Genomic DNA, 14,187 nt, shown 5'->3' on the forward strand with positions numbered 1-14,187 from the left:
CCTTATTCGTTGTTTTGATGTTCGCTCACCGCTATAATCTATATTTGAGGTGGTGATGAAGGAGGAAAGGGGTTTAAGGGTTCTTTTCGCGTTCAGCTTTTTCGCCTTTGGCTTCTTCTCTATGATCTCCCAGGTTCTTTTCCTTAGGGAGTTTTTGGCTGTTTTGTTTGGAAATGAGCTCGCTATCGGGCTCGTCCTTTCCTTTTGGCTTTTTGGCATCTCCCTGGGCGCTTTTATCGGGGCGAGGATCGCTGGGAGAAGGACATCCTCCATCTCGCCCTTTGTTATATCCGCCTCTCTTATGGCGGTCCTCCTTCCCTTGGCGATCTTTGTCATTCGCTCCTTGAGGATTATACTGAAGGTTCCTCCCGGTGAGTTCATCGCTTTCCCTGAGATGCTTCTTTCGGTCGCCCTCATCGTTATGCCGGTGAGTTTTTTCGTAGGCTTCGCCTTCCCCTTCGCCTGCAGGTTTTATGCCCGGTTCTTTCTTGAGCCTTCAGTGGGAGCGGGCTCGGTTTATCTCTTTGAATCCTTGGGAAGCCTTGCTGGAGGCGCTATCTTCACCTACCTTCTGGTGAGCAGGCTTTCTCCCTTTTCCATCCTTTTTTTAAACATCCTCGTCTTATCCCTTTTTCTCTTTTGCCTCTGGTTCAAGATGCGGAGGAGGATCCTTTTCTTTCCCCTCTTTCTCTTAATCGTCTCTTCCTTCACCCTTTTTACTCCCCTCATAAACAGGGTTGAGAAGAAGGGGATCTCCCTTCGCTGGAAGGGGCTTGCCCCACGCTATCTTCTTGTCCTTTCGCGGGATTCTCGGTATCAGAATATCAGCCTGGGAAAGAGAGAAAACCAATTCAGTATTTTCGGAAACGGAGGCTACATCTCCTCGTTCCCCGATCCCTACAGCAATGGGGTGGCTGTCGGTCTCATCATCTCGGAGCATCCCAGCCCGAAGAGGATATTGGTGATCGGCGGTGGCATCTCCGGACTTTTATCGGAGTTCCTTCGCTATCCCATAGAGAGGCTCGATTATGTTCAGCTCGATCCTACCTTAATTGATATTGTGCGGACACATCTTGCGCCGGAGGAAAGGAAGAAGCTCTCCGATCCGAGACTCCACATCTTCTTCCGCGATGGTAGGGAGTTCATAAAGGGGGGTGGCGAGCGCTACGACATCATTCTGGTCAATGTTCCTCCGCCAGCAACAGCGATGGTGAACCGCTACTATACCAAGGAGTTCTTCAAAGAGCTCTCGAGAAGGCTTACCCCAAACGGGGTGGTTGTCTCGCGTCTCCCATCGGCGGCGACCTATTTGGGAGGAGAGGTGGGCGAATATGCCCGTTCCCTCTACCAAACCTTGAAGGAGGTCTTTCCCTTCATCCTGGTTACCCCGGGAGAGGTAAATTACTTCTTCGCAAGTAAAAAGCCTCAGGTGGCAACCGCTGATCTGGCAGTGCTTTCCCGGCGTTATCTCGCCCTTGGTGCCCCCTCGCCTTTCTTTACCCCTTATCATTTCCAGTTCCTCCTTCCCCAAGAGCGGGTGCGTTTTGTAAATGAGGCACTTGCTGGTAGTAGGCGTCATCTGGTGAATACAGATCTGAAGCCGTTGAGTTATTTCTACAATCTAATCCTTTGGGTTGAGGTTACGGGACGGGTGGCACCCGCTAAGATCAGGGGCAAGGTGGAGCGTTTCCTTCTTTCCCTTCGGGAGCTCTCTTTTCTTTACCTTTCGCTCCCCATCCTCTCTTTCGCTATTTTTTGGTTTCTTTTCCTAAAAATAAAGCGAGAATCTCGAAGGCATCCATTCAATATCCTCTTCGCCATCGCTACTACTGGAGGCTCAGCGATGGCTATTGAGATAATCCTTCTCTTCTCCTTCCAGAGCCTGTTTGGATATATTTATCAGGAGATCGGGATATTGGTGGCGCTCTTTATGTTTGGGCTGGCGATCGGAGCACATCTCGGAAATCGGTTCCTCATTAGGGGGAAAAGGGAGGAAAGGTGGCGAGCTTTCTTTCTCCTCGAGATTTCCGTCTTTTTGCTTCTTATTCTTCTTCCCAGCTTACTCCGTTTCCTCTCTTTCCTTTCGGAGAGGGGTTTTTCTTCCTCCCAGTTTGTATTTATGCTTGTTCTCTTCGCTGCCGGAGCGATAACCGGGATGGAGTTTCCCCTGGCAACCCGGCTTTATCTCAGCGGGATGGATGAGGAGATGATAGGAAAGGCAGGGGGAAGGGTGGATGCGGTAGACCATTTGGGCGCCTCTTTTGGCGCCCTTATCACCGGTGTTTTTCTTATACCTCTTATTGGGCTTACCAAAACCGCCCTCTTGTTCGCCCTTTTGAAGGGGGCGAGTTCCTCCTTTATCGGAATGGGGAAAAGCTAAGCCTCTACCACCTCCCGGGTATTTTCCTTCCGCAGAACTTACACTTTCCTCGCTTTATGTTGTTTTCTAAAACCTTGAACCCAATTCTCCTGATGAGGACCTTACCACAGCCAGGGCAGTAGGTGTTTTCTCCTGGGTGCCCCGGGACATTGCCTACATAGACGAAGTGAAGCCCATTGCTCATAGCGATCTTCCTCGCCCGCTCCAGGGTGGCAACCGGGGTTGGGGGAAGGTTGGTCATCTTATAAGTGGGGAAGAAACGGGAGAAATGAACCGGGACATCTGCGCCCAGATTCTTCTTGATCCACTTGGACATCGCATCTATCTCCTTCTCACTGTCGTTTAGGGTAGGGATGAGTAGGACGACTATCTCATACCAGATGCCCACCTCTTTTAAGAGAAGGAGTGTGTCGAGCACCGGCTTTAGTTCGCCGTGGCAGACATCTCGATAGAACTTCTCGGTGAACGCCTTTAGGTCTATCTTCACCGCGGAGAGCACCTTGGTAAGCGCCCGCATCGGCTCCCTCTTTATGTACCCGTTGCTTATCATCACGCTCTCGATCCCTTCCTCCTTCCCCCGGGCTGCAGTGTCGTACATATATTCGTAGAAGATAACCGGTTCGGTGTAGGTGTAGGCGATTATCGGAGTGTTGTTGATCTTGGCTATCTCCACCATCTTTCTTGGGGTGATGTAAAGGGCTTTAATCTGCTCCGGACGAAACTGGGAGATGTTCCAGTTCTGACAGAATTTGCACTCGATATTACAGCCGGCGGTGGCGAAGGAAAGGGCACGGGTTCCAGGGCGAAAGTGGAACAGGGGCTTTTTTTCTATTGGGTCGATGTGCACGGCGCAGGCGCGGGAGTAAACCAGAGTATAATAGGTGCCATTATGGTTCTCACGACAACCACAATAACCTCGTTCGAGGTCAGCCACCTTACAGCCTCGAGGGCATAAGGTACATTCCACCTTCTTTTCTGGGAGCTTCTTAAAGTAGCGCGCCTTTTTGATAAACCGTTTATCGGATAGGGGAAGGGCGACGATGTTCTCGGCGAAAACTGCGCTCCCAAGGCTTAAGCCACAGAGAGCGCTTATGGATGAGCTGAGGAATTCCCGTCTGGTAAAATCGTTTTCTTTTTCCATAGCTATCAACCCCTTATGATCTCGAGCCTGTCAAGCCTTGCCTCCCCCAATCCGTAGGAGGCGGCGGTTTTTATATGCTTCGGAGGTCTTCCTTCGTCGGCTAATGAGGGAAGCCCCTCTTTTTTTCTCTTTTTCTCGATCAGATCGGCGCCAAGGGCATCAACCGCTACCGGGTTTTTGCTCACGATTATCCCCCCATATCGCCAAGCCCAAGGAGGTTTATACGATGGACCTCCATGATATTGGATGATGAGAGCATCGGCGACGACGAGTTTGAGTTTGCTCCTTATCACATAATGGTTGTTCAGATCGGCGATGTAGGGATCGCAGTTGTTATCGTGGTACTTGTTCGGATTATGGATGGCACCGAACATATTTTTAAGAGCGATAGAGACCCCAGCCAAATCGTGGTCCTTCACTATGGGAAGGTTGATGAGAGCGGTTATCCTCTCGGTGAGGATCCTGCTGAAACAGCTTCCCACCTCGCCGGAGAAACGAGGGGCATCCTCATAACCCACTCCCTCTTCGTCGGTACCATAACAGCGAACCCCTTTCCCCGATTTCCTGATGGTGAAACCCGCTCGTCTAAGCTCCCGGCTCGTCCTTTCCCAGAGGATGATGTTCTCCTCCGGGATACCAGCGAGTGTAAGTCCAGAGACTATGGCTGAGACGAGTTCCGGTTTCGGGGAGAGCGGTCTTCCGGCAAGACAGGAGAGTTTTATTCCCACGATATCGGCAGGGGAAAAGAGCATCTCCCAGGCGGATTTTGGATCGCTCTTCCCGGTAAGATTCATTACCGCTTGGTTCACCATCTTGGAGATGACGGTTCGATTCACCCTGTTTCTTCCATCGATCACCCGAGCGTTCTTCACGAGCACTACCCGGGATTTCCCGGCAGTAGGGGTAGAGGGAGGAGTTTGGGCGATAGGAAAAGAGAAGGTATTAGCTCCTCTTCTCTTTATGCCGATCCCGAGTAGCGGAGGTAAGGCGAGAAGCTTCTTTATGAATTCTCGACGACTGGCTTTTCCCATCTTTCCCTCTTTTGGATCAGTGTTTTTTCTTCTCTGAGAATACCTGTGCTTCGAAGATGTATATCTCCGCCCCTCTCTTCCAGGCATCCTTTTCCAGCCCCGCTTTCTCCGATACCGCTTCTAAAAACTGTCTTCTATTCCAGCCGAACTCGGTGGCAACCTGAGGGAGGAGAAGTCCGGCGTTCGCCCCTTTCACTAAGTAGAGCCCGTGTTTCCCTACCTCGATCTCAGAGATGTCGGATATCTTCTTGAGCGGAGTGAGGACTGAAATCTCGATCTCCACCTTATCTATCTCCGAGGGTTTCATCGGAGGGAATCTTGGGTCGCGGGTGGCAGCGTTTATCGTGTTGGCGATCACCGCCCGGTAGATGGGTAGAACTCCTTGGATATAACCGATACAGCCCCTTAGCTTTCCCTTCTTTTTCAGGGTGACGAAGACCCCACTTTTCTCGAGGAGCTTTGGGGTAATATCGTATCTATCTAAGGTGACATTGGGGCTTTTCTTTTCGGTGAGGTAGGAGCGGAGGGTATCCCGAGCTAACTTGAGCAGAGTTTCCTTCTCCTGAGGAAGCAGTTTTTCCCGTCTGGGGGTGAAGCAGATCGAGGTATAGGAGACACAATCGGTATAGTTGCCGGTGATCTCCCCCGAGGTGTAATAGGACAGGACCTCCGCATAATAATTCTTGTCAAGGATCTTAAGAAGAGTAGCTATGGGGCGGAAACCGCAAATGGTGGCGCCGGTATCCTTTTTGTATTTTAGGAAACCGGTAAAGTCGAAGTTCACTATCCTCTCTATCGCCCCGTAATTTAGTTTTTGCAAGTTTTTCTTTATTTCCTTGGTAAACGGAGTGTAATTGAACCTCCGCCCGTAATGGACGAAGTCGGAGCTCGCCACAATAAGGGTATGTTCATCGACAAGGGGTGCTATTGCTTTAGCTACCTTGTCGTAATCCTTTTCGCTTAATTCCCCGAACACCATTGGGATGATGGTGAATTTCTTTCCCGCAAGTATTGTTTGGAGCAGAGGAAGCTGTATCTCCACCGAGTGCTCCCGTTTATGTGCCTCGGGGTAGGTGGTGAATGGTTTGTGCTTTAGGAGTTTTCTTGCCTTCTCCCAATCGAGGGGGACCTCGCCGAGTGGTGTCTCGTAAGCCTTTACCTTCGGGATCGATACACCGTGGAAGTAGGTATAGTGGGTGGGTCCCATAATGATAACCCTTCTTATATCCTCCCCGCGAATGGTGGCATAAGCCATCGCCGCTGCCGGACCGGAGTACTGGTAACCGGCATGGGGGACGATGAGCGCTCTTACTTCACCGTAGAAGTTGACCTTGGGCACCCGAGAAAAAAGGCTCGATAACATCTTTTGTAATTCCGCCTTGTCCGCAGGATACCAGCTCCCAGCGATGGCGGATTTCCTCACCTTGGTGGGCGTCTTCTCGTTGGGAAGGGCGAAGTCCGCCACCAGAAGGAGGATTATCACCAATAAGATGACGGTTCGTTTCATTTTCTCCCCTCTTTTTTCTTCTGGACTTCATTATAAGCCGAAAGGTGGGTGATTGCAAACGCGCCCTTTGATCAGAAGAGGGGGTATCTTCTTTTTTGTGAATGGGTTATCTTTCTTTGAAAATCTCCGTTTCCTCCTTAATTTATCTACAGTTAAAGCCCCTCACTGCGGGATAATTTTTTGCTTGACATCAAATATCTCTTGTGTAAAAATCCGCAGTTAATATCAGGTGGGAGGGGGGGTGAAATGATATCTATCACCATTAAAAACCTACGGAAGAAGGGCCAAGAGAGAGCCTAAAATCCCCTATAACCTAAATAGAGGAAATCTGGCTTAATAAAAAATTAAAGGGGAGGTTTACCAAAATGAAGGAGCAAGGTGATAGAAGGCGAGTGATGATATTTGACACAACCCTCAGGGACGGTGAGCAGAGCCCCGGGGCATCCCTTACTGATAGGGAGAAGTTGATGATCGCCAAGCAGTTGGCGAGATTGGGGGTTGATGTGATCGAGGCGGGGTTCCCCATCGCTTCTCAGGGTGATTTCGAGGCGGTGAAGTTGATCGCAGAGAATGTGAAGGGTCCAGTGATCTGCGGGCTGGCGAGGGCGAATGATGCTGACATCGATCGCTGTTGGGAAGCGGTGAAAAACGCCTATAGGCCAAGGATTCACACCTTCATTGCCACCTCTCCCATCCACCGAGAAAAGAAACTGAAAAAGAGTAAAGAGGAGATCCTCAAATTAGCCGTCGCCGCGGTGAAGAGGGCGAGGAGTTATTGTGACGATGTCGAGTTCTCCCCGGAGGATGCGACGAGGACGGAGATCGACTATCTTGCCGAAGTGTTGAAAGCGGTGATCGATGCAGGGGCAACCGTGGTGAACATCCCGGATACGGTGGGTTATGCGGAACCAGGGGAGTTTGGGAATATGATCCGGGAGCTTTTTGAGCGCGTACCCGAGATGAAGGAGGTAACGGTAAGTGTCCATTGCCACAACGATTTGGGAAATGCTGTTGCCAATTCCCTCGCTGCGGTAAAGAACGGAGCAACCCAGGTGGAATGCTGTATAAACGGGATAGGAGAACGGGCGGGGAACGCCTCTACCGAGGAAGTGGTGATGAACCTGGTAACGCGGAAGGATTACTTCAATGTGGAAGTTGGGGTAAATACGAAGGAGATCTACCGCACCAGTAAGATGGTATCGAGCCTGACCGGTTTAGAGATTCCGAGGAACAAAGCAGTGGTTGGAGAGAACGCCTTTGCCCACGAGGCGGGGATCCACCAGCACGGCGTGCTCTGCAGTAGGGAGACCTACGAGATAATGACCCCTGCTATGGTGGGATGGAGTGGGGAGAGCTTGGTTATAGGGAAACACTCCGGGAAACACGCGATAACCGCTTTATTGAAAGAGGAGGGTTATACCCTCACTGACGAGCAGATCAACGAGATAACAGCAAGGGTGAAGGAGCTGGCAGATAAGCAGAAGTTTGTGGAGAAGGACGATGTGATCGCCATCGCCAACGATGTTATCCATCGCCTCTCAGAGAAGGAGCAGGTCATAAGGCTCGAAGAGTTCATAGTGGCGACAGGGAACGGGTTCACCCCCACCGCTTCGGTGAAGCTATCCATCGAGGGGGAAACCAAGATGGGGGTGGGAACCGGTGTCGGTTCCGTCGATGCTTTGAGCCATGCCATCCAGAGTGTAATCGATCCCTCCCTACGACTGGTCGATTTCCACATAAAGGCGATTACTGGAGGAACGGATGCTCTGGCTGATGTATCGATAAAGCTGGCGGATAAGGATGGGAACATCTTCTCCGCAAGGGCGGTGAACGAGGATGTGGTCAGGGCAAGTGCAATGGCAATGCTTAAGGGAGCGAACAAAGCCCTTAGCTTCCAGAGGAACGAGAAAGGAGGCGAGCGGTAGTGGGGGCGACGATTACCGAGAAGATACTGGCAAAACACGCGGGGAGGGAAAGAGTTTCCCCAGGCGAGTTGCTGAATGTGGATATAGATCTCGTTCTGGCGCATGAGGTTACCACCCCACCTGCGATAAGCGAGCTGGAGAAATTAGGCATCGACAGGGTGTTCGATCCGGAGAGGATAGTGGTGACCCCGGATCATTTCGTTCCCAACAAGGACGAAAGAAGCGCTGATCTCGCCAAGCGCCTTAGGGATTGGGTAAAGAGGCACAACATAAAGCACTATTACGAGGTAGGCAGGCACGGCATCTGCCACACGATGTTGATTGAACAGGGGCATATCGGTCCTGGGATGATAGTGGTAGCTGGCGATTCTCATACCTGTACCCACGGTGTTATGGGCGCCTTCGGTTGGGGGGTAGGAAGTACCGAGCTCGCTGCGGCGATCGCCACGGGAAAGCTATGGCTGGAGGTTCCGGAGACGATCAAGGTGGTGGTAGAGGGTGAGCTTCCCAAGGGGGTATATTCCAAGGATGTGATCCTCTATGTATTGTCGCAGATCGGCGTTTCCGGAGCAACGGATAAGGTTCTCGAGTTTGCTGGCTCGACGATAGATGAGTTGGAGGTGGAAGACCGGGCTACCATCACCAATATGGCTGTGGAGGCGGGAGCAACGGTGGGGATAATAAATCCAGACCAGAAGGTATTCGATTATCTCAGTAAGAGGACGAACAAGAAGTTCGACCCGGTCAGTTCAGATCCCGATGCGGAGTATTCCCAGGTTCATTGCTTCGAGGTGAGCTCCCTTGAGCCCCTGGTGGGGGTTCCTCCTCTCCCCTCAAACGGGAAGCCGGTTGGTGAGCTCAAAGGGGTGAAGATAGATCAGGCGGTGGTGGGTTCCTGCACCAACGGGAGGATCCAGGATCTAAGGGAGGCAGCTAAGATATTGAAGGGGCGGAAGGTTGCTCCCTTCGTACGGATGATAGTGATCCCAGCGACCACGAGTATATGGAAGCAAGCTCTTAAGGAAGGGCTTTTCGACATCTTCACTGAGGCAGGAGCAGCGGTATCGACCCCTACCTGTGGTCCTTGTCTCGGTGCCCATATGGGGGTTCTCGCTGCTGGGGAGGTAGCCATCGCCTCTACCAACCGCAATTTCGTGGGCAGGATGGGATCTCCGAAATCCTCCGTTTATATAGCGAGTCCGGCAACGGTTGCTGCCTCTGCCGTAAGAGGAGAGATAACGGACCCAAGGGAGTTCCTGTAAAGGATGTTTCGGTGAGCGCTATGGGAAATAAAATCAAGGGAAAAGCTTATGTTTACGACCGGGATGATATCGATACCGATATGATCATCCCGGCAAGCTATCTCAACACCGACGACCCGAGGGAGCTCGTGGAACACGCTATGGAAGCGATAGATCCCGACTTCCCGAAGAAAGTGGCTGAGATGGGGATTGAGATAGTAGTGGGCGGGGAGAATTTCGGCTGTGGCTCAAGTAGAGAGCATGCGATATGGTGCCTTACGGGACAGGGGATTAAGGCGGTTGTCGCCTCCTCCTTCGCCCGGATATTCTTCAGGAACTGCGTAAATTATGGGTTGCTCCCGGCTATATGTCCTGGTGCCAGCAAGAGGATACGAACCGGAGATGAGATAGAGATAGATATTGCCGAGGGTTTGGTGAGGAATTTGACGAGGAAGGAGGAGTACCGCTTGAAGCCGTTGCCCGATTTCGCAATGGAGATAGTTACCGCTGGAGGTCTCCTCAGGTATATCAAGAGGAAGCTGGAGGAAGGAAGATGAGGAAGCATAGGATAGCGCTGATCCCCGGTGATGGGATAGGACCCGAGGTTATCGCCGAAGGGGTGAAGGTGATCGAGGCGGCGGGGGAGGTTCATAACTTTGAGGTGGAGTATATAACCTACGATATCGGGGCGGATCGGTATCTTGCCACCGGCGAGCTGATGACGGAGGAAACCCTTAAGGAGATAGGGGAGAGATGCGAAGCGATATATCTGGGGGCGGTTGGTGATCCTCGGGTAAAGCCGGGGATCCTGGAGAAAGAGATCCTCTTAAAGACCCGATTCTACTTCGATCAGTATGTGAACCTGAGGCCGATCAAGCTCCTCAAGGGTGTGTGGTCTCCTCTGAAGGATAAGGGACCCGCGGATATTGATTTTACGGTGGTGAGAGAGAACACGGAGGATTTCTATGTCGGGCTCGGGAAGCGGACTAAGGAGGGAAAGAGCCATCACCATCTTGAGTTGCTGAGGTCACTTTATAAGTTGAGGTTGGGGGTAGATGTTGAGCTCGATGGTTCGGATATAGCCTATCAGATCGGGATCACCAGCAAGAGGGGGGCGGAGAGGATTATAAGGTATGCCTTTGAGCTCGCCAAGAAGGAGAAAGCGGAGGTTGTCCATGTAGTCGATAAGGCAAATGTCCTCACCGAGATGTACGGATTGTGGCGGGAGATGGTAGCGGAGGTAGGAGCCTCATATCCGGAGATAAAATATGAGTTTATCTATGTAGATGCGATGGCTATGTGGTTGGTGAGGGAGCCGGAGCGGTTCAAGGTGGTCCTCACCCCAAATATGTTCGGCGACATCATCACCGATCTTGGTGCGATGTTGCAGGGCGGGCTTGGGTTGGCTCCAGGAGGGAATATAAACCCTGATGGGGTGTCGATGTTTGAGCCGATCCATGGGAGCGCCCCCGAGCTCAAAGGGACGAATACCGCCAATCCTCTGGCTACCATCTGGGCAGGAGCGCTTATGTTGGCTGAGATCGGGGAGGAGAAATCAAAGAACTTGATCGTCAAGGCGATAGAGAGGGTTATCGAAGAGGGGAAGGTAAGAACAAGGGATATGGGGGGTAGTAATACTACCAGCGAAGTAGGGGATGCAGTAGCCGATAAGGTCAGGGAGTTGGGCGAGATGTAGAGGATGTAAGATCCGGGATAGAGAATGAAGGGGACAGCCGATGAGGCTGTCCCCATATTATTTTTCCCCTTTAGAGAGGAGACTGGAACCTTTCTTGATCGCTATAAAATAAGATTTATTGTTGTAAGTTGGAAAAAAGAAGGATAAAATAGAAATTCTAAAAATTATGCTGGTGATGGAAATGGAGCGGACGCTGGTTCTGAATTCGAGCTATCAGCCGATAAATGTGATCAACTGGCGACGGGCGATCACTATGCTTTTCCTCAATAAGGTGGAGGTGATTGAGGAGTACGATCGTGAGGTAAGGAGCGTCTCTCTTTCTTTGAGGGTGCCTTCGGTACTCAGGGTGATCAACTTCATACCAGAAAAGAGGATAAGGAAGAGACTGAAGCTCACCCGGACCAATGTCTTCATCCGTGACCGTTATCGCTGTCAGTATTGTGGCAAGGAGTTTCCTGCCTCGGAGCTCACCTTGGACCATGTTATTCCTCTCACCCGGGGAGGAGATCATTCCTGGGAAAACCTGGTGACCGCTTGTAAGGGTTGTAATAACCGGAAAGGGGCGAGAACGCCTTCCGAGGCAGGGATGAAGCTTTTGAGGGAGCCTCGCGTCCCTTCTTATTTTGTTGGATCGAATTTCCTCATCGATCCAGCATACATTCCACAAACTTGGCGGGTTTATCTTTGCCTTCAGGGGGCGAAATAGGCTTTTTATCTTATCCGGCAGGTGAAGAGGTACTTGCCTATCTCTATCTTATCCCCGTTATTTAGGGTGATTTCTGTGATCTTCTTCCCGTTTACCTTGGTTGAGCTCAACCCTCCCTGGTGAATGATAGCAAAGGAGCCATCCTCTTTCTGCTCTATTGTCGCCTGGACTTTGCCGATGAACATACCTTCAAGTTTCAGGTTAGCTTCGTTACTCGTTCCGATGAAGAAGGGGAAGCGGTCTACCCGGAAAACGCGCCGGTTGGGAAAGACGAGTTCCAAAACCCTTCCTTCTTTTTTATTGGCAGCCTGTTGGATCTGGCGGAAGAAGGAAGTATCGACCAGGACGGTTTTTTTGTCTTTAGTAGCGGTCTCTGGTAAACCAGGAGAGGGCTTTTTCCCTTCCTCGAAGATCAACCGGTGCTCTCCGATGAATATCTCATCCCCATGTTTAAGCTGTTTTTTGGTTACTTTAATCCCATTCACAAAGGTGCCGTTTACCGAGTTCAGATCCTCGATGTAGAACTTTCCTCCCTCCTCCACCACTCGGGCATGCTTTCTTGAAACCGCTGGATTGGCAATTACCACATCATTCTCTGAGCTCCTTCCGATGGTAAGGACCTTCCCCTTTATGGGGAATCTACCCACCACATTATCCTTTAACTTGAGGGTTACGGTGGGTCTTGGTCTGGTGAAGAAGCCAACAATATCCTCCGGCAGCTCCAATTCTGGAAAGCCGGAATCTATTGCCGGGTTTATCACAATGTCTTGGTAGATATCTATTTCAAGGGGTTTTTCCTTCGCCTTGCTATAGATGAATACCAGAAGCTGCTCAAGAGGGGTTTCCTCCCGAATCGCCTCCGTCTCCTCAGCGAAGTAAAGGGCGGTTGGTTCTCCTCCAATACAGATAGCGATGGAAACCTTTTCTCCATCACTTATGGATAAGACGGTATCCTTCCCCTCCACTTGAATCTTCTCTACAACCTCCTCTACATCCACCAGATCAGTAGTAGCCTGCATCGTTGGGCTATGCTGGAATAAACAGATGATGCTTTTTACCAATGCCTCATCGGTGTAAAAGAATGAAAGAAGTGGCGCAGAGAGTTTGGAGTAGTTTTTGAAAAATTCCCGAATGGGTATCGAACTAAACTCCTTCTCTTTGATCGTTCCTGCACTGTGTATTCTTCCCTCAGTGATAAAAAGGTAATGATCGGACTTATCGCCCTTAAGAGAAAAGAAGCCATCGGTAAGGGCGTTTTCCCTCAGAGCATAACGAAACCGCTCGTTGAATTTATCCAACGGAGAAGCAATGTCCTCGAATAACGCCCCTTGTCGTGGGAATTGAAGCGACTTCATCTCTCCTTTCCGATATTGGCCTATTCTCCTTTATCAAAAGAGATAACCTATCCTTCCGAATCTCGCTTTTCTCAAGTATAGCCCTTCGGGCGATGGAAGTCAATATCTTATTACTCATTAAAGGATAGACTGAACCCTCTGCCAGAGCCTGGTTATCTCCTTAGCTAAGGGCGATTCCGGGAATTGAACGATACTCTTCCCCGCCACCACCGCCTGATAGGCGGTCTTATCATAGGGGAGCCTCCCAACAATGGATGTGCCTTCCTTCCCGCAGTAGCTCTCTATTTCCTTTGATATTCTCTCGTTGATATCGTATTTGTTTATCACCACCCCGGCTTTTATCCGGAAATGTTTGGCTAAGGCGATCACCCGGGCGAGGTCATGTATCCCGGACAGGGTAGGTTCGGTTACTATCAAGGCGTAGTCCACCCCGGCGAGCGAGGCGATCACAGGACAGCCGATGCCAGGGGAACCGTCTATTATCATCAGCGGTATCGAGAGCTCGCCTGCCCGTTCTTCCGCCTTTTTCCTCACCGCGGTAACCAGCTTTCCCGATGCCTCCTCGCCGACGGCAAGCTCCCCATAGATGAGGGGACCGTATCCCGTCTCCGCTTCGATTATCTTCCCTGACTGCCGGGGCACCATCTCTATCGCCTTAGCTGGGCATAGGAAGGCACAGACGCCGCATCCCTCGCATCTTAAGGGGTCTATTTTGTTCACCTCCGATATCGCCTCGAAGGGGCATTTTTTTTCGCAGATACCGCATTCAGTGCACCGGTCAAAATCGACCACTGCCACCTGAGAACCGGAGAAGGGTTCCTCTTTTATCGGCTTTACCCCCAATATCAGGGGGAGGTTTGAAGCATCGACATCGCAATCTGCGAGCACCTTCTCCTTTGCCAGAAGAGCGAAGGAACCGGCTATGGTGGTTTTCCCAGTTCCTCCCTTTCCGCTTATCACCACCAGCTTTTTCATCCTTCCTTCCCCCTTATGTCATCTATCATCCTCTGGAATACTTCACGATAGGTGGGGTCAATATCGATGAGCGTTTTCCCCTCGGAGTATCCCCGGGCGATCCCAATCTTATGGGGGATCTCAAGAAGAAGAGGTATCTTCTCCTCCTTGAGATAGTTCTTCACTCGGGAATCGCCGATATCCGCCCGGTTGATGATCACCCCAAAGGGGAGGGAGAATTTTCTCGCCAC

12 protein-coding genes are annotated in these 14,187 nt (G+C 51.0%); 6 read left to right on the forward strand and 6 right to left on the reverse strand.

Annotated elements, in window-relative coordinates:
* Positions 1-55 precede the first annotated feature (55 nt).
* A complete protein-coding gene (locus J7L64_04755; GenBank protein MCD6451652.1) occupies positions 56-2,380 on the forward strand; it encodes a hypothetical protein in 2,325 nt (774 codons plus the stop codon).
* Positions 2,381-2,384: 4 nt separating this feature from the next.
* Here the strand turns inward: J7L64_04755 and amrS are convergent, their stop codons facing one another.
* The 3 genes from amrS to amrB all read right to left on the reverse strand — a co-directional run bounded on the left by amrS (position 2,385) and on the right by amrB (position 6,059).
* Positions 2,385-3,389: an AmmeMemoRadiSam system radical SAM enzyme gene (gene amrS, locus J7L64_04760; protein MCD6451653.1), complete on the reverse strand. Its 1,005-nt coding sequence runs from the start codon at positions 3,387-3,389 to the stop codon at positions 2,385-2,387.
* A gap of 137 nt (positions 3,390-3,526) precedes the next feature.
* A complete protein-coding gene (locus tag J7L64_04765) occupies positions 3,527-4,552 on the reverse strand; it encodes a DUF362 domain-containing protein (GenBank protein MCD6451654.1) in 1,026 nt (341 codons plus the stop codon).
* A gap of 16 nt (positions 4,553-4,568) precedes the next feature.
* A complete protein-coding gene (gene amrB / locus J7L64_04770) occupies positions 4,569-6,059 on the reverse strand; it encodes an AmmeMemoRadiSam system protein B (protein ID MCD6451655.1) in 1,491 nt (496 codons plus the stop codon).
* Between the two features lie 365 nt (positions 6,060-6,424).
* Between amrB and J7L64_04775 the strand changes: the two genes are divergently transcribed.
* The 5 genes from J7L64_04775 (at position 6,425) to J7L64_04795 (ending at position 11,627) form a co-directional block, all read left to right on the forward strand.
* Positions 6,425-7,984, forward strand: coding sequence for a 2-isopropylmalate synthase (locus J7L64_04775; GenBank protein ID MCD6451656.1), 1,560 nt, complete (start codon positions 6,425-6,427; stop codon positions 7,982-7,984).
* A complete protein-coding gene (locus J7L64_04780; GenBank protein MCD6451657.1) occupies positions 7,984-9,246 on the forward strand; it encodes a 3-isopropylmalate dehydratase large subunit in 1,263 nt (420 codons plus the stop codon). The genes J7L64_04775 and J7L64_04780 overlap by 1 nt, the downstream gene beginning before the upstream one ends.
* A 20-nt stretch (positions 9,247-9,266) precedes the next feature.
* A complete protein-coding gene (locus J7L64_04785; protein MCD6451658.1) occupies positions 9,267-9,782 on the forward strand; it encodes a 3-isopropylmalate dehydratase small subunit in 516 nt (171 codons plus the stop codon).
* Positions 9,779-10,921: a 3-isopropylmalate dehydrogenase gene (locus tag J7L64_04790; GenBank protein ID MCD6451659.1), complete on the forward strand. Its 1,143-nt coding sequence runs from the start codon at positions 9,779-9,781 to the stop codon at positions 10,919-10,921. The genes J7L64_04785 and J7L64_04790 overlap by 4 nt, the downstream gene beginning before the upstream one ends.
* A gap of 181 nt (positions 10,922-11,102) precedes the next feature.
* Positions 11,103-11,627, forward strand: a complete 525-nt coding sequence (locus J7L64_04795) for an HNH endonuclease (GenBank protein MCD6451660.1) — start codon at positions 11,103-11,105, stop codon at positions 11,625-11,627.
* A 5-nt stretch (positions 11,628-11,632) separates the two neighbouring features.
* Here the strand turns inward: J7L64_04795 and J7L64_04800 are convergent, their stop codons facing one another.
* From J7L64_04800 to J7L64_04810, 3 genes are all read right to left on the reverse strand, one after another.
* Positions 11,633-12,982 (reverse strand): FHA domain-containing protein, encoded by a 1,350-nt coding sequence (locus J7L64_04800; GenBank protein ID MCD6451661.1) that lies wholly within the window; start codon positions 12,980-12,982, stop codon positions 11,633-11,635.
* A 117-nt stretch (positions 12,983-13,099) separates the two neighbouring features.
* Positions 13,100-13,957, reverse strand: a complete 858-nt coding sequence (locus J7L64_04805) for an ATP-binding protein (protein ID MCD6451662.1) — start codon at positions 13,955-13,957, stop codon at positions 13,100-13,102.
* Positions 13,954-14,187 (reverse strand): (4Fe-4S)-binding protein (locus J7L64_04810; protein MCD6451663.1); only part of this gene is annotated, 234 nt, incomplete at its 5' end. The genes J7L64_04805 and J7L64_04810, both read right to left, overlap by 4 nt.

The organism is Acidobacteriota bacterium (assembly GCA_021161905.1).
Classification (GTDB): Bacteria; Acidobacteriota; B3-B38; order Guanabaribacteriales; family JAGGZT01; genus JAGGZT01.